A 19,353-nucleotide genomic window follows, 5' to 3' on the forward strand; every position below is an offset into this window, starting at 1 on the left:
TCGCGCACCCCGTGCGGAGGGGGGCGTATTACCAGGCCGATCACGAGGTTCTACACTCCCGCCCCTCACACAGGAGCGAGATGCATGACCGATATCGCACGAGCCGGGACCTATGCCCTCGGAGACCGCACGGTGAAGCGCCTGGGCTACGGCGCGATGCAATTGGCGGGTCCCGGTGTCTTCGGCCCACCGAAGGATCGGGCCGGGGCCATCGCGGTGCTGCGCGAAGCGGTCGCGCGCGGCGTCGACCATATCGACACCAGCGACTTCTATGGACCGCACATCACCAACCAGATCATCCGCGAAGCACTCCACCCCTATCCCGACGACCTCGTGATCGTCACCAAGATCGGAGCCAGGCGTGGTGCCGACGCCTCCTGGAACCCGGCCTTCTCCGCTGCGGACCTCACGGGTGCTGTCCATGACAACCTGCGCAACCTCGGCGTCGAGGCTCTCGACGTCGTCAATCTCAGGATCATGCTCGACGTGCATGGACCGGCCGAGGGCTCCATCGAAGCGCCGCTCTCCGTCCTCGCCGATCTCCAGCGCCAGGGACTCGTCCGCCGGATCGGGCTCAGCAACGTGACGGCACGGCAGGTGGCGGAGAGCCGATCCATCGCGACGATCGTCTGCGTCCAGAACCAGTACAATCTGGCGCATCGGGCCGACGACGCGCTGATCGACGATCTGGCGGCATCCGGCACCGCCTATGTCCCGTTCTTCCCCCTAGGCGGCTTCAGCCCGATCCAATCGACGACCCTGAGCACGGTCGCCGAAGGGCTCGGCGCGACACCGATGCAGGTGGCCCTGGCCTGGCTGCTGCGCCGCTCTCCCAACATCCTGCTGATCCCCGGCACGTCGTCGGTCGAGCACCTGCGCGAGAACCTGGCCGCGACGGAGCTCGACCTGTCGGACGACACGATGGCGGCGCTAGACCGCATCGCCCCCCGGTCCGAGGAAGGCTGACGCGGCGACGAAGCGTCCTCGGCCGGGTGACGAAAGGATCATCGGGGGCAAAGCTCGTCCCCGATGATCGCGCCTGGGCATATCGAACGGCGGGGGACGTCGCGGCAGGGAAGGGGAGGCGCTCCACGCCCCGGAATCCGATGTCCCGGATCGAAGCGACCGGAACGGCCTGTCTCGATATCAGGCTGTCGGCACAAGCACTTCCGTCACGGATGACCCTGCGACACTCATTCCCGAGACAGGGAGGGATTATAACAACAACACCCTTCACTGTGCTTGTTGCGCCAAAGCACAAAGCGATGGTATTTGTTATATCAATCAATCTTACCTGTTCGGCATCTTTAATCCACGGCGTCATGTGCGTGCCGACACGCCACAGAGGAGATTATTACTTCATATTGGCTTCATGCAGAAGAAGCAGCCAAGACGCGGCGGCTTCACAAGACAAGAAAGCTGTTGCTCACATGAAGACTTACATTGCCGCCCTCTCGACCGCCCTCGTCATGGGACTGGCCTCGATCTCGCCCACGACGGCGATGGAGCGCCCTTCGCGTTACACCACGTTCAACCCCTATGACGTCGACACCACCCATTCGATCCAGGCCGATCGTCGGGCTCCCTCGTCGTTCGGTTGTCCGATGAGTTCGGCAGCCGAGGGCAACGCCAACCAGCAGACCCGCGAGGTCATGCAATATGGCCAGACGTCCGGCGGAAGCCGCTGCTGATCTCAAGCCTCGATGAGCCGGACCATAGATCTGGCTCACCGAGGCCCGGCACAAACCAGTCAGGACAGTTCTTTGGCATCAATGCTGAAAGTGTTTTCATACTTCATGGTCGGCGTCGCATCGGTGATGTTCGCAGCAACCATCGTTGGCTCCGCCAATATCCTGATGAGTTCGTAGCTCATCGTTCTAAATCCGCGGTACGGATCGGCTCCTTCCCATGCGGCGACATCCGCTATGGGAGGGAGCCGATTCCTCATTCGCCCGATTGAACCGCGCGAGAATTCGGATACGGCAGACCTTCGCCGTCCGGCCTCAGGGCCGGCGCATCTGCTTGCCGGCGTAGGCAACGAGCTGGGAAAAGGCCAGGGCCGCCGCCGAGGCCTGGACCCGGCTCGGATACGGCATCGGAGAACGAGCGACCTCCTGGCCGTAGGCGTCGCGCAGGGACCAGCCCCAGCGCCCGACCCGCTCCTCCAGCACGTCGAAATGCATGGTCCGGTCTCCGCTCGTGCGGGGCGACGGCGCGCTTGCCGCCGAACCGGCACTCGCCCGCCTCGACATGCCCGAGGGCAGGCCGGCAGGAGCGAGATTCCCCGATATCCACAGGTCGGCCGTCTGCATCTTGACCTCCGCGCTTGAACTCTATGTTCACTATATGTTCTTACTCGCGGAGTGTCCACCATGCTGTCGACCCCTATGGCGCGGATCGCCTGCGGCCCTCTCGCCTGTGCCGTCGAGGCCTGCCCGACAGGAGAGGCTACTGGATTCACACCTCTGCTCGACGGCTGTTCGCTCTATCCAAGAGGGTTCGACTCGAGGCGCGACAAGCCCCCTCTCCTGGAAGGAAAGGGGACCCGCGCATCCCGCGAGATCTGTGAATGCCGTAGCAGGAGAGGAATGGATGGCGAGGGCCATGGCCGCCCCGTCATCGAGGGGCGCGCGGGGCGCATCGCCCCTGTCGGAGGCCTGACATGGAGCGCCTCTGCGACGTGAGGGCCTCGCATCTGGTCATAGCCTGCGGTCCCTGCGGGCGCCGTGGCGTCTATCGTGTCGCCCGCCTGCGCGAGCGTTTCGGCGATCACGCCTCGACCCTGGATGTCTATCTGAGTCTGACGCAAACCTGCCGCTGGCAGCGCGAGGTCGGCAGCCGGCCGCACAATGTCTACGCGGCAGGGTGCCGGGCCAAGCTCGACACGTCGGGCGGGGCCGTCGCGAACGGCCTGCCCTCGCGGACATAGGCGTAGGACGATTCCCCGACGCCACTGGGTCCGGTGCGAAAAGATTCAGGCATCGTCTTCGCGGCCGAACACCTCGCCCTCTTCGGCAAGCCGGGCATCCGCCTCGTCCGTCCGCAACTCCAGCAGGGCGCGGTACTCCCGCAGCCGCTGCCGGAGCGGCGTGCCCGCCTCCTTGCCATCGGCCGGCGCATCCGTCTCGAGGGCGCAGCCCTCGATCGCCTCCGAGGTCTGCCGGCCGACGGCCGCGCGGTCCGCCTCGCTCAATCCGGCCGGGTCGCCGAGGCCGAGCTCCGCCGCGATCAGGGCCGCGATCTCCTCGCGTTTCTCATCCAGCTTCGACATCGCCTCACCCATCCCCTCGAATCCGGTACGGCGATGATCGGGCACCTTGCCGCCGGGGAGCAAGAGGACCGGCGCCGGAAGACAGGTGGGGCGCTGGTCAATCCGCCAAGGCCCTGTCATGGCTGGCCGGTGACCGATGATCTCAGCAACTCCCATCCCCTGCGGCCCTCCCGTCTCGGATGGTCCGATTTCTTCGAGGAGCAACGTGAACCGGCCGAGGCCGGTCTCGTGCCCATGCGGATCGCGACGGTTCACCGCTCCCGCCTGACCGCCCTGTCCCTCACGGGGCCGGTGGGGCTCGTGCTCCCGGTCCATACCCAGACCGGCGATTTCGCCGTGGGGGATTGGGTCCTGGTCGAGGCCGAGACCGGAACGATGCGCCGCCGACTGTCGCGCAGGAGCGTGCTGCAACGACGCAACGAAGGCGGAGGCCCGCTGCAGCTGGCCGCGGCCAATGTCGATACCCTCTTCGTCGTCACGTCGTGCAACGCCGATTTCAACATCGCCCGGCTGGAGCGCTACCTGGCGCTCGCCAACCAGGGGGGCACGAATCCCGTCATCGTCCTCACCAAGGCCGACATGGCGCCCGATGCCGAGGCCTACCGGCGGCAGGCCGCGGGCCTGCAGCGCGACCTCGCCGTCGTGACGGTCAATCCGCGTCTCCCCGCCGCCGTGACGCTCCTCGCCCCCTGGTGCGGCGAGGGTCTCACCGTGGCGGTCGTCGGCTCCTCGGGGGTGGGGAAATCGACCCTGGTCAACACGCTCGCCGGCCCGGACCAGGACCTCCCCCAGGAAACCGGCGGAATCCGCGAACACGACGCCAAGGGTCGTCACACCACCACGTCACGCTCCCTCCATGCCATCGCGGGCGGCGGCTGGGTCATCGATACGCCGGGGATGCGCACGCTGCATGTGAGCGACGCTGCGGAGGGTATCGACACGCTGTTCGCCGAGATCGTCGAGCTGGCTCCCTCCTGCCGGTTCCGCGACTGCACTCATGCCCACGAGCCCGGCTGCGCGGTTCAGGCCGCCGTCGCGGAGGGCGCGCTCGATCCCGAACGCCTGACCCGGTGGCGCAAGCTCCTCGACGAGAACCGGACCAACACCCCGGTTGTCACCGGATCGCGCGGCAGCCGTCGGCGCTGACCCGCAGTCTGACCTCGCCCAGCCTCCCTGCGGACACAGCGACCCGAATGCCCCTCATCGACCGAACCCTCGTCATCGTCCGTCACGGTCAAAGCCTCGACAACGAGCGCGACCTCTTCTCCGGCATCCGCGATCCCGATCTGACGGAACGGGGCGTCGGCGAGGCACGGAACTGCGGGCGCCGAATGAAAGAGGTCGGGCTCTCCTTCGACCTCGCCTTCACCAGCGAGCTGACGCGAGCGCGGCGCACCCTGAGCCTCATCCTGTCGGAACTCGGACAGCCCGGCTTGGCGGTCCACCGGAGCGCGGCGCTGAACGAGCGCGATTACGGCGAGCTCGCCGGGCTGAACAAGCGGGAATCCCAGGAGCGCTGGGGGGTCGCGCAGGTTCGCGCCTGGCGAAAATCCTTCGATGCGGTGCCGCCGGGCGGCGAGAGCCTGGCGATGACCGCCGACCGGCTTCTTCCCTACTATCGGGACGAGATCGAATCCCGAGTTCGCGGGGGCCAGCGGGTTCTGCTGGTGGCGCACGGCAATTCGTTGCGGGCGCTGATCATGCATCTCGACCGGATCAGTGCCGATGCGGTCGCCGACGTGCACCTCGCCACGGCCCAGACCCTGGCCTATCGCCTCGACGAACGGGGCAGGGTGGTCGACAAACAGGCGTTCCCCGCCTGAACCAGAAGGTCGACCGGGAAGGAAGACCGGAAGGCGCGCCCCCGAACCAGCGTCAGCGGGTCCTCAAGGCCTCCCGGTCCCGCGCGAGCTGGCGCCGCGTCCGCATGGGCTCCATGTTCGAGAGGGACATCAGCCGATACCCGACGACGAAGAGGGCGAGCGTCATCGCGGCGAAGGCGCCGCCGACGATCAGCGACGCGATCGCCTCAGAACCGAGGAGGAGCCCCAGCCCTTTGACGATCGCCACCAGGAGCACGAACAATCCGATCAGGACGAAGAGGGCCGCCATCAGGAACAGGATCAGCGGACGTGCCACCTGCCCGACCGCCGATCCGACCTCGGCCTGGAACAGGGCGAGCTGCTTCGAGAGGAGGGTCTGGGTTTGCCCGATCGCGTCACCGACGAGGAGCAGGAGGCTCTTGTCATCCCGGCGGCTCATGCATCCCCTCTCATCGACTTGATCCGATCAGACCCGGCCGGTCCATGCGCAGACAAGCCAGATAGGGCACCGCGGTTGCGCGGCAATCGCCGCCCGCGCGACGCGTCCGGGCTCGCTCTCCCGCCGTCGCCACCGCTGCCGGCATCAGATCGCGAGCCCGAGCTGGCGCGGTCCCTCCGTCTCACCCTGCTGCAGGCCCGACAGCGAGACACCGAGCAGGCGAACGCTGCGACGGAGGGGGAACACCATGCGGAGCAGTCCCAGCACCGACTGCATCATCGCATCGCGACCGGCGACCGGAGCTTCGAAGGACTGCGCCCGGGTGATCTGGACGAAATCCGAGAACTTCACCTTCAGCGTGACGGTGCGTCCCGAGACGCCCTTGGCGGTGCAGGAGGTCCAGACCTTGTCGATCAGCGGCGTCAATCGCGCCGCCATGGCGTCGAACTCGGTGAGATCCTCCGAGAATGTGGTCTCGGCCCCCACCGACTTGCGGATGCGGTGGGCGCGCACCTGCCGCTCGTCGATGCCACGCGCCACCGAATGATAATAGGCCGCCGAGCTGCCGAAGGCCGCCTGCAGCTCTTCCAGCGAGCGGGCCTTCAAGTCGCGGCCGGTGAGGATGCCGAGGCGCTTCATCTTCGCCTCTGTGACGGGGCCGACGCCGTGGAACCGGCCGATGGCCAGATCCTCGACGAAGCCCGGCCCCATCACGGGCGTGATCACGAACAGTGCGTCGGGCTTGCGGAAGTCCGACGCGACCTTGGCGAGGAACTTGTTGTAGGAGACGCCGGCCGAAGCCACGAGGCCGGTCCGTGCGAGGATCTCGGCCCGGATCACTCGCGCCACCTCGGTGGCGGTGGCCAGCCCCTGCAGGTTCTCGGTGACGTCGAGATAGGCCTCATCGAGGGCCACCGGCTCGATGATCGCGGTATGCTCGGCAAACACCGCGCGGATCTCCTCGGAGATCCCCCGGTAGACCTCGAAGCGCGGCTTGACGAAGAGGAGGTCGGGGCACAGGCGCCGGGCGGTGACCGAGGGCATGGCCGAGCGGACCCCGAAGACCCGCGCCTCGTAGCTGGCGGCGGCCACCACGCCGCGCTCGCGCGACCCGCCGACCGCGAGGGGCCGCCCCCGCAGGGCAGGATCGTCCCGCTGCTCCACGGACGCGTAGAACGCATCCATGTCGATATGGATGATCTTGCGGACGGGGCTATCGTCGCCGGGACTCGACATCGGATCGGGCTGTCACATCGGTGCGCGGGCAATGAGCGGGCGTCGTTGAGCAGTCATGGTGAGGAAGGCACTGTGTTCAGTTTTTGTTCCTCGCGGTTTCAGCGGCCCGGGTCAACCGGCTGCGGCTGGCGCCGTGGTCTGGACTCTCCCATGATGGGGTGCACGATGATCCTCTCCCGGTTTGCCGGTTCTCCCGTATTGTGCGGGAAACGGCCGGATCCGGACTGTCGTCCCCGGCGGCATGTCGAGCGCGATCCGACCGGCTCGGCGCCGGAACGATCTTCATGATGGAGGAGGGCGGCATTCCCCCGGACCATGGCGCTGCACCTCTCGAACCGGGCACCGGAGAACGACGATGCCAATCGTCTCGCAAAATGTCTCTCGCAAAGCTCCCGCTGCGCCGCCGTGCTGTGAGCGAGACCCGACCGTGACCGGGAGTTTCGTGAGGCATTCCAGGCGGGCTCTCCGGGGACGGCGCATCCTGGTGGTGGAAGACGAGTACTTCCTGGCCGATGAACTGGCGCGGGGGTTGGCCGAGGCCGAAGCCGAGGTGGTCGGTCCCATCGCCACCGCGCAAGGCGCCCTCGATCTCCTCAAAGGCCCGGCTCCGCTCGATGCGGCCATCCTGGATGTGAATCTCGGAGGCGAGGACGTGCACTCGGTGGCCGATGCGCTCCTCGCCCTTGGCGTCCCGTTCCTGTTCACCACCGGCTACGATCAGGCGACGATCCTCGGCCGCTACGCGTCGGTCCGGCTGCTGGAGAAGCCGATGGATACCGCGACGGTGCTGCGCGAGCTCGCCCTCATCCTCGACGACCGGGCATGATGGATAGGCGCGGCCGGGTGGAGTTCGCACGGCCCACGGTCCCGGAATGCGGGACATGCGGCATCGGCGGGAATTTGATCGAATCCTGACACGAGAGTAGGCTTCGAGATGCCGTCGGTACGCCTGACTGCCGCGACTTCAAGCGAACGATGAGCACCGAGAGCCATGACACCGACGGTGTTGCCGGATGTGTTCGCGGGCCGGGACGAGGTCCTGATCACCGAAGCGCTGGCAACGCGTCCCGTACGTCCTCCCGACTACGAGGCGGAAGCCAGCGCGCTGGCCGAACTGGTCCAGGCATTCGCCGTCAGCCCGGCCACGGTCCTGCAACGCCTCGTGGACCTCCTCGTCGGGATGGGCATGGCCGGATCGGCAGGCATCAACATCCTGACATCGGGGGAGGAGGGGAAGGGCTTCCGCTGCCAGGCGATCGCCGGATCGTGGGCCTCGCATCTCGGCGGCGTCATCCCCTTCGATGAGAGCCCCTGCAGCCTCGTGGTGACCCGCGACACCCACCTGCTGTTCTCGCGTCCGCACGTTCACTTCCCGGCTGTCAATGTCGAGCCGCTCATCCAAGAAGCGCTGCTGGTACCGTTTCATGCCGGCGATGAGCCGGTCGGCACGCTCTGGGCGATCGCGCATGACCGCGATCGCGCCTTCGACGGCGAAGACCTCCGCCTGCTCACGCGGCTGGCGCGCTTTGCCTCCGCCGCCCATGTCACGGCTGGCGCCCTCGATGAGGCGCGGGCCGCCAGGATGGAGCTGGAGCGGCGGGTCGCGGATGGCGCACGCGCCCTCGCCGAAGCCCACGAGACGCTCCGCGAAACCGAGGCACGGCATCGGACCGAACTGGAACGGGAGGTGGCGGAGCGCACGGCCGAGCTGCGGAGGAGTCGGGACCTGGTCCAGGCCACGCTGGACAGTTCAACGGACATGATCCAGGTCTTCGAGGCTGTCCGGGACGCCTCGGGCAAGATCGTCGATTTCCGCTGCCGGCTGAACAACCACACCTTCGAGCGCCGCTTCGGCGAGATGCGCGGACAAAGCCTTCTCGCATGTGATTCGGACGTGGTCCGGGACGGCATCTTAGAGGCCTTCCGGCAGGTCGTGCAGACGGGCCGGCCCTCGGTGGCCGAGCGCCGCCATGCCCACGAGCCGTTCAACGGCTGGTTCCATCAGTCGGTGGTGAAGCTCGGCGACGGCGTTGCGACCACCACCAGGGAGATAACCGCCTGGAAGGAGGCGCAGGAGGAGATCCTGCGTTTGCGCGACGAAGTCGCTCGAACGCAACTGGAGGAGAGCGAGGCGAAGTACCGCCATCTGTTCAACTCCATCGACGAGGGCTTCTGCATCGTCGAGCTGATCTTCGACGACCGGCAGCGGCCGGTCGACTACCGGTTCCTCTCGGTCAACCCTGCCTTCGATCAGCAGACCGGGCTCGGCGACGTCACCGGCCGGACGATGCGGGACCTGCTCCCCGGGCTGGAGGCGAACTGGTTCGAGACGTTCGGCCGGATCGCGCGGAACGGCGTGGCGGAACGGTTCGAACGCCGGGCGATCGCCCTCGGGCGCTGGTACGAGGTCTATGCCTTCCGCATCGGCACCGCCGAACAGCGGCAGGTCGCCCTCCTGTTCAAGGACATCCAGCCTCGCAAGAGCGCCGAGGCGGCGCTACGCGAGAGCGAGGAGCGATTCCGGGCCTTCGTCACGGCCAGTTCGGAGGTGGTCTACCGGATGACCCCGGACTGGTCCGAGATGCAGCGGCTGGAGGGGCGCGCCTTCCGGAACGTCCCGGACCAGCCGAGCGGGACCTGGCTCGACCGCTACATCCGTCCCGACGACCAGGCGGAGGTCCGCGCCGCCATCGACCGGGCGATCGCGACCAAGTCGATCTTCGAGCTGGAGCATGCGGTGATCCGCAGCGACGGTTCGCTGGGCTGGAGCCTGTCACGGGCGGTCCCGACCCTCACCGACACGGGCGAGATCAGGGAATGGCTGGGAGCGGCCAGCGACGTGACGGCGCGCAGGAAGGCCGAGGCGGCGTTGCGCGAGAGCGAGGAGCGCCTCAGCCAGTTCGGCGAGGCCTCGTCCGACGTCCTCTGGATGCGCGACGCCGCGACCTACCAGTGGATCTATCTCACCCCGGCCTTCGAGACGATCTACGGCCTCGACCGCGCGACGGCCCTCTCCGGCGACCACCTGGTGAGCTGGGCCGAGCTGATCGTGCCGGACGATCGCGAACGGGCGGTGGAGAGCCTGCATCGCGTCCGTGCGGGCGGGAGCGTCACCTTCGAGTATCGCGTCAGGCGGCCCGGCGACGGCGGCATCCGCTGGATACGGGACACCGGCTTCCCCATGCGCGACGCCGCCGGCGCGGTGTGCTGGATCGGCGGCGTGGGCCGGGACATCACCGAGGAGAGGGAGACCGCCGAGCATATGAGCGTGCTCGTGGCGGAGTTGCAGCACCGCACCCGCAACCTCATGGGCGTGGTGCGCGCCACCGCCGACAAGACCCTGCGGAACAGCAGCGACCTCGCCGACTTCCGGGAGCGCTACGGCACGCGTCTGGCGGCCCTCGCCCGCGTGCAGGGATTGCTGTCCCGCCTCGCGGAGGGCGAACGGGTCAGCTTCGACGAACTGATCCGAAGCGAGGTGGCGGCCCTCGACGGCGAGGCGTCGCGGGTCAGCCTGAGCGGACCGAAGGCGGTGGCGCTGCGCTCGTCGACGGTCCAGATCTTCGCGCTGGCCCTGCACGAACTGGCGACGAACGCGCTGAAATACGGCGCCCTGGCACAACCGCAGGCGCATCTCGAGATCCGCTGGCACGTGGAGCTCGCGGAACCGGAGCGGGCTCCCTGGCTGCATGTGGATTGGCGTGAGCGCGGCGTGCGGATGCCGGCGCGGGATGGCCTGCCGCAGGGGAGCGGCTCGGGGCGCGAACTGATCGAGCGGGCGCTGCCCTACCAGCTCGGCGCCAGAACGACCTTCGTGATGGAACCCGACGGCGTTCACTGCACCATTGCACTGCCCGTGTCGGGACATACGATGCGGGAGAGAGCCAAAGCCGCCTCACGGCGGAGTCCGGGGCCAGCCGGTCGCGATCGCGGAGGATGAGGACGCCTGCCCGTTCGCGGATGCCGCCAGGAGAAACCCCGAAGAGAAACCCCGAAGAGAAGCCGGCGAAGCCCCGGACAGGGCAGCGGCGATCGAGACACCTTGCGACGGCTGACGCCGGCCCCGCAAGGTATTACTCTTGCATTCACTGATATTAACCGGCGACGATCAATGCTTTAATTCAGGTGAATGACCGGGCAGTGGCAATTCCCTATTCGCGCCGTATGTGCAAAGAATACAGCATGCCGTCCTACTTCATCTGCAAGCTTGAGCAGTTCACGAAGCTCTCGCGCGACGACCGGCAGGCCTTGGAAAGCGTGACTGGCAAGCAGCTCGACGTCTACATCCTGCGCGACATGGACCATTCCCGCCTTCAATGCCCTGCAGAGGACATCGCTGTTCAACCCGAACTCCCTTCACCTCGACCACGAAGGTGGTCACTTCGATGCCGACGGATCGGTGTGATGCCGATCCGGTCTTCCCTCAAGCGCGCCGTGGAGCTGCGATGACGATGGGATCCGACCCGATGGGCGCCACGGAACAAGTGGTGCTCCTGGCCGAGTTGCAGCACCGGGTGCGCAACACTCTGGCGACGATGCGGTTGATCGCGCGTCGCTCGGCGGAATTCAGCGAGAGCCTGGAGGACTACACCGCGCATCTCGATGGACGGCTGGCCGCCATGGCACGGGTGCAGAACGTCATCATCCAGAACCCCACGGCCGGCGTCGATCTCGACCGCCTCGTTACCGACGAACTCACGAGCGCGCTCGCCTACCAGGATGGGCGCACGCATGTGGACGGACCGGATCTGAGGCTGCATCTGCGTGCCGCCGAGCCCCTCGCGCTCGCCCTGCACGAACTCTCGACGAACGCTCTCAAGTTCGGAGCCCTGGCCACGCCGACGGGCCGCCTGGCGGTGACATGGCGGATCGAGGACCGGGACGGCGGCCCCCGCCTCATTCTCGACTGGGTGGAAAGTGGCGTGCCCCTGGACGAGCATGAGGCTCGGCGCAGGGGGTTCGGCACGGTCGTGCTGGAGGAGATGCTGGCCTACAACCTGAAGGCCGCGACGAGCCTCACCTTCGCCTCCGACGGCTTGCACTATCGCCTGACGCTGCCCCTCACCAGCCGGACCCTGCAGGGCGGGACCGGCGATTCCTCGCGGCTCATCCACCCGCTGGACGGTCAACTCTAAGACCCCATCTCAAAACTGCGATTTTACCGGGTTCTCGATAGCGTAAGCTCGGATTTGGGCGGGGTCATACGTCGAGGCAGATCCAAAGTCCGGGACGGGTGTCGTTCAGTCCGCGGGAATCGCCTGGTGCAGGGTGAGACGAAGCTCGGCGCACCCGAGGGGCAGCCTGGATGAGCGCCCCGGGGGCATCCGGTCTACCGAGTCGAACGGTCGGCCCGGACGACGCCACGGGCTCTGATGCGGATGCGTGACCCTGTCGAGATGGACATCGCCGATCAACGGCCCGTGTCCTGCGCCGCCTCCATCACGAGGCGGGTCGCGAGGTAGAGCCGCGGCGTGATGCTGGCGAGGACCGCGAACTCCTCGGTGCTGTGATAGTGGCCGCCGACGATGCCGAGCGACTCGAGGATGGCGGGTCTTGCCGGGCTGTCGGGCTGGAAGGCGTAGCCCGCATCGGTGCCGCCTCCGATTTCGGCGAGGGCGAGGTCCGCGCCCACCTCGGCGTAGATCGCCTTCGCGCGGTCGCCGAGCGACGTCGTTGCCGGATTGCGCGGCAGCGGCGGACGGCCTCTGGCAAGATCGAAAGTCACCTGCGTGTCGGGAACGCGATGCGCACCGACGATCCTGCGGGCCTCCGTCAGGATGCGGTCGTACTCGCTCGGCAAGAAGTAGCGCATGTCGCCCTCCGCCTTGGCGGTCTCGGGGATGATGTTCGGCTTGGTGCCACCCTGGATCATGGTCCAATGCAGGCTGGTCCCTTTGCTCGGGTCACCGAGGTCTTGCAGTTGGAGAATCTGGTGGGCGAGTTCGACCACCGCGTTGCGGCCGGCTTCCGGCGCACCTCCGGCATGGGAAGCGCGTCCCTTCACCGTCAGGCTCGCGTAGTTGATGCCCTTGGTCGCCACCGTGACGGCGTCGACGCCGGCCTCGGCGAACGAAGGCTCGAAGGACAGGACCACGTTCTGCTCGCGGGCGACCCTGGCGATCTCATCGCGCGACCCGCGCGAGCCGCGCTCCTCGTCCGGATTGAACACCACCGTAAGGGTGCCGTAGCCGTCGAACCGCAATGTCTCCAACGCACTGAGGACATGCAGGATCATCGCCACGCCGCCCTTGGCATCGGCAACGCCCGGTCCGTAGGCGCGGCCGTCGCGCTCTGTATAGGGGCGCTTGGCCGCGTCCCCTGTGCCGAACACGGTGTCGTAATGCACCAGGAGCAGGATTTTGCGCGTGCCCTTGCCGGATCGCGTGCCGATCAGGGTGTTGCCGCCGAAGGCGGGGGCGGCCCGGGTCTCGACTGCAAGGCCCAGTGCTTCGAGACGTGACTTTAGCATCACCTCGACCTTGGAAAGGCCGGGAAGGTCGCCGGTTCCGGTATCGACGTCGACGAGCCCCTTCAGGGTCTGGCGATATGGGCCATTCTGGGCCTCCGCCGCTGCCAGCACGGCCTCGTCCGGCGCGGACAGCGCTGGAAGCGGCGCCAGGGCCGCGAGCAGCGTGAGGGCGAGCGAGGAGGCGATCGTGCGCATGGAGATCCTGGTCGTCGGCGGCAGACGCGGCGCGTCATGCCGCACGCGCCGGGTCCGCGTTCCTCGGAGGTCGCGTATCAATGCTCGCAAAACGCCGACGCATCAATTCTACGTGCAGGATCGATCCGCTCGCCCTCGCTGGGGAACCGAGCATCGGGCGCTCTACCTCTCATTCCTCGCCCGCGGACAGCGTCACCACGAAGACGGCGCCCCCCTGCGTCGCGGGCTCGCACCGCACCGCGGCACCCATGCGGTCGGCGAGGGTTGCGACGATGAACAGCCCCATGCCCGTGCTCGGCGCTCCTTCGGATCGCGCCCCGGCAGCCTGATGGAATTTCTTGAACAGGAGATCGTACCCGGCGGGATCGATGCCCGGTCCGCGGTCCCGGACCTCGATCGCCACGGATCCGCCTTCCGGGGCGGCGCCGATCGTCAGGATGCCGCCCGTCGGGCTGAACCGGACGCCGTTGCTGAGCAGGTTGTCGAGGATTTGTGAGAGGGCGCCCGAATCGAGGGTGGCGATCAACGGCCGGTCCGGCAGATCCACCTCGATCCGGACGTCGGCGGATTGGGCGAGCGGCTTGATCCGGTCGACGGCGGCCAGCACATGCCTGCGCACATCCTCATTCGCGAGGCGCGCGAGGGGCCGGTGCTCGGCGGCGTGCGCCTCGAGCAGACGCGTCGCGAGACCGAGCATCGCGTCGATGCTCCCCTTCGCCTCTCGCAGCACCACGAGCGGCAATTCGGGCTCCTGCGGCGCGCGCCGGACGGCGAGGTCGAACAGGTTGCGCAGGCCGTAAAGGGGACTGCGCAGGTCATGCGCGGTGATCGCCATGAGAGTGTCGAGCTCGCTGTTCCTTTCGATCAGCCGGTCGTTCTGGAGCCGGATCGTCCGCTTCTGCTCGTAATCGCTGCGCCGTCCGGCATGGATCAGCGCCGCGGCGACGACGGCGATCACCGAGACGATGGCGGCATTGACGATGGCGATGACCTGCTCGGCGGGAAACGTCGCCGTGGCGAGCACGATCCAGCCATAGGCGAGCAGCAGCGGGATCAAGGTCAGCGCGAAGGCGAGGGGCGGCAGCACGAACAGCAGGGTCAGCGACAGCAGCATCATGGGATATCCGCTGGTCAGCCGTCCCTTGGCGCCCATCGCGGCGATCGCCCATTGGGTGTCGAGCAGGGTCAGAACCAGAAAAACCGCGACGAAGCCGCTCCGGAGCCATGGTCCGCCGCCGCGCCGCAACGCCAGCGAGGCGATGAGGAAGGCGAGCGCCAGCGCCATTTCCACGACGATCTGAACGGTCCTGAGTCCGGTGGCGAACTCGATCGCCTTGGTGAACAGCCCCAGCATGCAGGCGATCTCGACCCGTCGGATGTTGACGAGGGTCAGCACCTCTCCGAACGTCATGCCGGCCTGTTCGGCAGGGGTCACATCCCAGCGTGCCAGCCAGCTTTTCATGATGGCCTGTCCTTCATGACGGATCGAGACGCCCCGCGACGTGATCCGCCGCATGGCGCTCGAGCATCCTCACGCTGTCCAGCCCGAGCTTGATCTTCAGGCGCTCCCGATAAGTGCCGACCGTCTTGACGCTCAATCCCAGTTCCTTGGCCAGCGATTGCAGCGTCGCCCCGCTGCCGATCAGCCGGAGAACCTGAAGCTCGCGGCCGGACAGGTCGCCGATATCCGTCCGACGGTCGCGCCGCCGCGCGAGATCGCCCATCAACAGCTGCTTCACCGGCTCGCTGACATGGATGGCGCCCGCCATCACCCGGTCGAGGGCCACGGCGACGGTTTCGAGCGGCTCGGATTTCGCGACATAGCCATGCGCGCCGGCATAGATCACATGCGGCCCCCAGACGGTCTCGTCGCGGCTGGAATAGACGATGATCCGGGCCGCCGGCAGCATGGCGCGCAGATCCTCGATCAGCGCGAGGCCGTCGCCGTCGCCCATGATCAGATCGGTGATGATGACGTCGGGCTGCAGCCGCTCGGCCTCGATGCAGGCCGCCTGCGCCGAGCGGGCTTCCCCGCTCACGTCGAAACGGCCGTCGCCATGGAGCAGCAGCTTCAGGCCCGCCAGCACGATCGGGTGGTCGTCGACGATCAGCAGCCGAAAGAAGGACATGTCTACCCCGAGCGAGCCGGCCAACCAGGGTAGTGTCCCCTAAAATCCCTGCCGACCCTGTAGGTCATCGACCTACAGGGGATCAACGACATGCGGTCATGACCCATCCTGGATATCCCGGAGGCGATCGGGCTCGGGCCGTGCGGCCAGGGAGCGGCGATCGGTCGTCCACACCGATCTCGCACATCCGGTCAGTGCCCATCGCTCGCGGTCTTGAACAGCGAACCACCGAATAATCAACGAACCGCGCCAAATGGCCGGACAAGTCGGCATTGATTGCTGGCAAGCCGTTTACCATCACTGCGATCAGGCCCGTCTCGACATCACATCAGAACCGGCACGGCGCATTCTGTTTACAGCTGTCGGCGCAACTGACGATGTGCCTTCTAAAGAGGCGCAAGGATCGAGCCCTTGTAGGTCATCGACCTACAGCTCGGCATCGCGGGTCGCGTATTCTGGAAGCGTGCCAATGGAAGGGCTTCGTTGACGATGTACGAACCGGGTGCCATCGAGGTCCCGAATGCGGGCGAAGCTCCAGGCTCCCGCCAGGATTCGTCACGCTCGACGAGAGTCGGGGCGACGAAAGCCGTCGCGACGAAGCTCACCGTGCCGCCCGGCATGGAGGTGCGCTTCGCCGCGTGGCAGGCCGAGTTCACGCGGGTCGTCTCGGCAGCTCACGACTTCGTCAGCCTGGAGATCATCCCCGCCTTCTCCGGCTCGTCCGAATGGCAGATCATCCAACGGTTCCGCTCGCCCGAAGCGCTGATCCGATGGATCGAGGACGAGGGGCGCACCGCGCTCCTCGCCGACCTCTCGGCCTTGGAGGGCGACGGCAAGACGTCCCGTGTCGACGAGGCGGCGCCGGATTACCATTCCACGACCACCGTCACGGAGGTCATCACGACGATCGTGAAGGCGGGACAGGAGGAGGCTTTCCGGCGTTGGGCCGAGCGCATCCAGCAGGTCCAGGCCCGCTTTCCCGGATACATGGGCACCCTCGTCCAGGCGCCCCTGTCGTCGGACGTCCCGTACTGGACCACGCTGGTTCGCTTCGAAGGCCCGGCCTTCCTCGATGCCTGGCTGCAATCGGCGGAGCGAAAGGCCATCCTGGCCGAGGCGACGCCTCAGGTGTCGACCTGGCAGAGCCACCGGATGAGCAACCCGTTCGCCGGGTGGTTCGCCAATGAACAGCGTCTCGCTCCGCCGCCGGCCTGGAAGCAGACCTGCCTCGTCCTGCTCGTCCTGTTTCCCGTCGTCATGCTGGAAATCCGCTTTCTCAGTCCTCTGCTGAACGGGTTGCCGCTGGCCGTGTCCACCTTCATCGGCAATGCCATCAGCGTCTCGCTGGTGTCGTGGCCCTTGATGGCAGCTGCGATCCTCGGGCTGGGCTGGTGGCTGAGACCGGATCCGCAGAAGCGCTGGCGTACGGAGGTGCTGGGTCTGACGGCCCTGGCCGCCTTGTATGCCGTCGAGCTGCTCGTATTCTCCCGCTTCATGTGATCGCAGATTACCAACCATGACAGCGAAAGCTGATCATCATCATCGAGGAAGACTGGAAATGGCTCACGACCACAATGATTTCATGGCTCGGGCGATCGCTTTGTCCGAGAAGACCTCACTGGTCGAGAGTGCCGGCGGTGTGTTCGGATGCGTGATCGTTCAGGATGGCGAGATCATCGCCGAGGGAGCCAATCGCGTCGTCGCGGAAAACGATCCGACATGGCACGGTGAGATCGAGGCCATTCGCAAGGCCTGCAAGTCACAAGGGACGTTCAAGCTCCGTGACGCGACGCTCTACACCAGCGCCGAGCCCTGCCCGATGTGTATGGCGGCAGCGTACTGGGCCGGCATCAAGCGGGTCTATTATGCTGCCCAGGTCGAAGACGCGCTGGAATACGGCGGCTTCGATGACAGCATGATCTATGCCGAGCTCAAGAAGGACGTCACCGAGCGGTCCATCCCGACCACGCAGATGATGCGTACGGAAGCCGTCGAGATCTGGAAGAAATACGCCCAGAAGGCGGACCGGGTCCCTTACTGAAACAGCCGCTCGGACCTTATCATCAGCCAATCTCCGTCCGGGCAGTTCTTGCCCGGGCGGTCTCCTCCTCTCGTGTCTTTCACAAAGCCCCCTCTTCGCCGTCGTGCTCCGAGCGCGAACGGGCCGTGACCGGGAGTTTTCGTGAGCCACCCTCAAGACTGCGTGACGCCATGAACATCGATGGTCTGAGGGCAGCCTGCAAAGGCGAGGTCTTCACTGCGGAGGATGAGCGGTTTCTCGACACGATCCACGGGAATCTCTGGAACAGGCTGATCCCGGACCGTGCTCCGCAGGCCGTCGTGAAGGCTTTGGACGAGGATGACGTCATTGCGGCGGTGCGGTTCGCCCGCGCGAGCGGACTGAAGGTCGTCGTGCGCGGAGGCGGCCATAACTGGTGCCAGCCGACATTGCGTCACGGCGGTATTCTCATCGATCTCGCGAATTTCACCGACATCATCTCCATCGATACTGACAACCGCAGGGCGATCATCCAGCCGATCGTCAGCAACCGCGACATCCAGAAGGCTCTCAATCCCCTCGGGCTGGCCTTCCCGACCGGCCATTGCCCTCAGGTGAAAGCCAGCGGCTATCTGCTCGGTGGCGGCATGGCCTGGAACCCCACCGTCTGGGGCTCCGGCGCGGAGAGCGTCGAGGCCATCGAACTCGTCACCGCTCGGGGCGAACTGATCACGGCGAGCGCGACGGAAAACGCGGAGTTCTTCTGGGCCGCCAGAGGGGCGGGGTCTGGATTCTTCGGTATCGTGACGAAGTACCATCTCAAGCTTCATCCACTGCCGAAAGCCATGCATGGCAGCACGTATTACTATCGCCTCGCTGACGCTCCGGCGATCGGGACCTGGCTCGGCACGTTGGCCCCCGGCATCTCCCCCGCGGTCGAGCTGACCCAGTTCATCGTCCAGGCTCCGCCGGAGTTGAGAGGACAGGTCGCCGCTGAGAACGGCTGGCTTTGCATGGTGACGGCAACGGTGTTCGAGGACACGCCGGACGCCGCGAAGACCGCCTTGCAGGTGCTGGAGCCCTCTCCGATCCCACCGATGTCGTCGTCCTTCGCGACGCCGCTCACGTTCGAGCAGCTCTTCGATGCGTCAGGATCCTTCTGGCCGGAGGGCGCCCGCTCTCGCGTGGAAGCGACCTATTCCGATCACAGTCCAGGAGAATTGGTCCAGGCCATCCTGCCCCTGCTGCCCGATGCGCCCTCCGCCACCTCCGTCTTCCTGCTGACCATCTTCTGCGGCCCGGATGTCCCGGCCGCGCAGAAAGACATGGCCTATTCCGTTTCCGCCAAGGTTTACGGGGGTCCATGGACCATGTGGTGGAAGGCCGAGGATGACGAGGCCAATACCGAGTGGCATCGCCGGATCACGACGACATTGCGCCCCTATAATACGGGTTACTATATCGGCGAGACGAATACAGTCGAGCAGCCCACAAACGTTCCGCAGGCCTTTACGCCCGAAAAATGGGAACGGCTCTGCGCATTGAAGCGCAAGCACGATCCGGAGCGTGTGTTTTTCGATTACGATGACGGATTTGTTGATCAATAAAATATCCGGCGAGCAATGCAGGCCAGGGCGTCCAGTTGCGAGCCCTGCGCGTCGGTCGGAAGCAGCACGAGCAAGACGCGGTCGACCGGCCGTTCGTCGGTGATCATGCGGAAAGGCTCGGTCGCGGGACTGCGGGATGGGGCAAGGCGTACGCTTCGTCGCTCGGGGATGTTCGGGAGATTCCG

At 66.4% G+C, this 19,353-nt stretch carries 20 protein-coding genes; 12 read left to right on the forward strand and 8 right to left on the reverse strand.

Annotated elements, in window-relative coordinates:
• Nucleotides 1-84: 84 nt before the first annotated feature.
• Together K368_RS0117155 and K368_RS0117160 are read left to right on the forward strand one after the other, a co-directional pair.
• Nucleotides 85-966, forward strand: coding sequence for an aldo/keto reductase family oxidoreductase (locus K368_RS0117155; RefSeq protein WP_027173389.1), 882 nt, complete (start codon nucleotides 85-87; stop codon nucleotides 964-966).
• Between the two features lie 464 nt (nucleotides 967-1,430).
• Nucleotides 1,431-1,691 (forward strand): hypothetical protein, encoded by a 261-nt coding sequence (locus K368_RS0117160; protein ID WP_027173390.1) that lies wholly within the window; start codon nucleotides 1,431-1,433, stop codon nucleotides 1,689-1,691.
• A 59-nt stretch (nucleotides 1,692-1,750) separates the two neighbouring features.
• Here the strand turns inward: K368_RS0117160 and K368_RS27620 are convergent, their stop codons facing one another.
• Together K368_RS27620 and K368_RS27470 are read right to left on the reverse strand one after the other, a co-directional pair.
• Complete coding sequence (locus tag K368_RS27620) at nucleotides 1,751-1,873, reverse strand: hypothetical protein (RefSeq protein WP_280940241.1); 123 nt, start codon at nucleotides 1,871-1,873, stop codon at nucleotides 1,751-1,753.
• 130 nt (nucleotides 1,874-2,003) lie between these two features.
• Nucleotides 2,004-2,312, reverse strand: coding sequence for a hypothetical protein (locus K368_RS27470; RefSeq protein ID WP_245259609.1), 309 nt, complete (start codon nucleotides 2,310-2,312; stop codon nucleotides 2,004-2,006).
• 350 nt (nucleotides 2,313-2,662) lie between these two features.
• Between K368_RS27470 and K368_RS0117175 the strand changes: the two genes are divergently transcribed.
• Nucleotides 2,663-2,929: a hypothetical protein gene (locus K368_RS0117175; RefSeq protein ID WP_036266443.1), complete on the forward strand. Its 267-nt coding sequence runs from the start codon at nucleotides 2,663-2,665 to the stop codon at nucleotides 2,927-2,929.
• Between the two features lie 45 nt (nucleotides 2,930-2,974).
• Here the strand turns inward: K368_RS0117175 and K368_RS0117180 are convergent, their stop codons facing one another.
• Entirely contained in the window at nucleotides 2,975-3,271 is a 297-nt protein-coding gene (locus tag K368_RS0117180) for a hypothetical protein (RefSeq protein WP_027173393.1), read from the reverse strand.
• Between the two features lie 33 nt (nucleotides 3,272-3,304).
• On the opposite strand from K368_RS0117180, the gene rsgA reads away from it, so the two are divergent.
• On the forward strand, nucleotides 3,305-4,417 hold the full coding sequence (gene rsgA / locus K368_RS0117185; protein ID WP_245259610.1) for a ribosome small subunit-dependent GTPase A: 1,113 nt from the start codon (nucleotides 3,305-3,307) through the stop codon (nucleotides 4,415-4,417).
• 47 nt (nucleotides 4,418-4,464) lie between these two features.
• Nucleotides 4,465-5,094 carry a 2,3-bisphosphoglycerate-dependent phosphoglycerate mutase gene (locus K368_RS0117190; RefSeq protein WP_027173395.1) on the forward strand — a complete coding sequence of 210 codons (630 nt, stop codon included), beginning with the start codon at nucleotides 4,465-4,467 and terminating at the stop codon, nucleotides 5,092-5,094.
• 52 nt (nucleotides 5,095-5,146) lie between these two features.
• Here the strand turns inward: K368_RS0117190 and K368_RS0117195 are convergent, their stop codons facing one another.
• Both K368_RS0117195 and dinB read right to left on the reverse strand, forming a co-directional pair.
• Nucleotides 5,147-5,533 carry a phage holin family protein gene (locus K368_RS0117195; RefSeq protein WP_027173396.1) on the reverse strand — a complete coding sequence of 129 codons (387 nt, stop codon included), beginning with the start codon at nucleotides 5,531-5,533 and terminating at the stop codon, nucleotides 5,147-5,149.
• Between the two features lie 144 nt (nucleotides 5,534-5,677).
• Complete coding sequence (gene dinB, locus K368_RS0117200) at nucleotides 5,678-6,769, reverse strand: DNA polymerase IV (protein WP_027173397.1); 1,092 nt, start codon at nucleotides 6,767-6,769, stop codon at nucleotides 5,678-5,680.
• A gap of 427 nt (nucleotides 6,770-7,196) precedes the next feature.
• Between dinB and K368_RS0117205 the strand changes: the two genes are divergently transcribed.
• From K368_RS0117205 to K368_RS0117220, 4 genes are all read left to right on the forward strand, one after another.
• On the forward strand, nucleotides 7,197-7,595 hold the full coding sequence (locus K368_RS0117205) for a response regulator (RefSeq protein ID WP_081739609.1): 399 nt from the start codon (nucleotides 7,197-7,199) through the stop codon (nucleotides 7,593-7,595).
• 165 nt (nucleotides 7,596-7,760) lie between these two features.
• Complete coding sequence (locus K368_RS27125; RefSeq protein ID WP_051439911.1) at nucleotides 7,761-10,709, forward strand: PAS domain-containing protein; 2,949 nt, start codon at nucleotides 7,761-7,763, stop codon at nucleotides 10,707-10,709.
• Between the two features lie 242 nt (nucleotides 10,710-10,951).
• A complete protein-coding gene (locus tag K368_RS27130) occupies nucleotides 10,952-11,218 on the forward strand; it encodes a hypothetical protein (protein WP_197031032.1) in 267 nt (88 codons plus the stop codon).
• The gene (locus K368_RS0117220; RefSeq protein ID WP_027173400.1) at nucleotides 11,215-11,904 is read left to right on the forward strand and encodes a sensor histidine kinase; all 690 of its coding nucleotides are present in this window, start codon (nucleotides 11,215-11,217) and stop codon (nucleotides 11,902-11,904) included. Before K368_RS27130 ends, K368_RS0117220 begins: the two co-directional genes overlap by 4 nt.
• 275 nt (nucleotides 11,905-12,179) lie before the next feature.
• On the opposite strand, the gene K368_RS0117225 is transcribed toward K368_RS0117220, so the two are convergent.
• The 3 genes from K368_RS0117225 to K368_RS24975 form a co-directional block, all read right to left on the reverse strand.
• Nucleotides 12,180-13,433, reverse strand: a complete 1,254-nt coding sequence (locus K368_RS0117225) for a glutamate carboxypeptidase (RefSeq protein ID WP_027173401.1) — start codon at nucleotides 13,431-13,433, stop codon at nucleotides 12,180-12,182.
• Nucleotides 13,434-13,602: 169 nt separating this feature from the next.
• Complete coding sequence (locus tag K368_RS0117230; RefSeq protein ID WP_197031033.1) at nucleotides 13,603-14,895, reverse strand: HAMP domain-containing sensor histidine kinase; 1,293 nt, start codon at nucleotides 14,893-14,895, stop codon at nucleotides 13,603-13,605.
• A 13-nt stretch (nucleotides 14,896-14,908) separates the two neighbouring features.
• Nucleotides 14,909-15,562, reverse strand: a complete 654-nt coding sequence (locus K368_RS24975; RefSeq protein ID WP_051439912.1) for a response regulator transcription factor — start codon at nucleotides 15,560-15,562, stop codon at nucleotides 14,909-14,911.
• A 489-nt stretch (nucleotides 15,563-16,051) separates the two neighbouring features.
• On the opposite strand from K368_RS24975, the gene K368_RS0117240 reads away from it, so the two are divergent.
• The 3 genes from K368_RS0117240 (at nucleotide 16,052) to K368_RS0117250 (ending at nucleotide 19,168) form a co-directional block, all read left to right on the forward strand.
• Nucleotides 16,052-17,062, forward strand: a complete 1,011-nt coding sequence (locus K368_RS0117240; RefSeq protein WP_027173403.1) for an antibiotic biosynthesis monooxygenase — start codon at nucleotides 16,052-16,054, stop codon at nucleotides 17,060-17,062.
• Between the two features lie 58 nt (nucleotides 17,063-17,120).
• Nucleotides 17,121-17,603: a nucleoside deaminase gene (locus K368_RS0117245; RefSeq protein WP_027173404.1), complete on the forward strand. Its 483-nt coding sequence runs from the start codon at nucleotides 17,121-17,123 to the stop codon at nucleotides 17,601-17,603.
• Between the two features lie 170 nt (nucleotides 17,604-17,773).
• A complete protein-coding gene (locus K368_RS0117250; RefSeq protein ID WP_027173405.1) occupies nucleotides 17,774-19,168 on the forward strand; it encodes an FAD-binding oxidoreductase in 1,395 nt (464 codons plus the stop codon).
• Nucleotides 19,169-19,353 lie beyond the last annotated feature (185 nt).

This window comes from Methylobacterium sp. 10, from assembly GCF_000519085.1.
GTDB lineage: Bacteria > Pseudomonadota > Alphaproteobacteria > Rhizobiales > Beijerinckiaceae > Methylobacterium.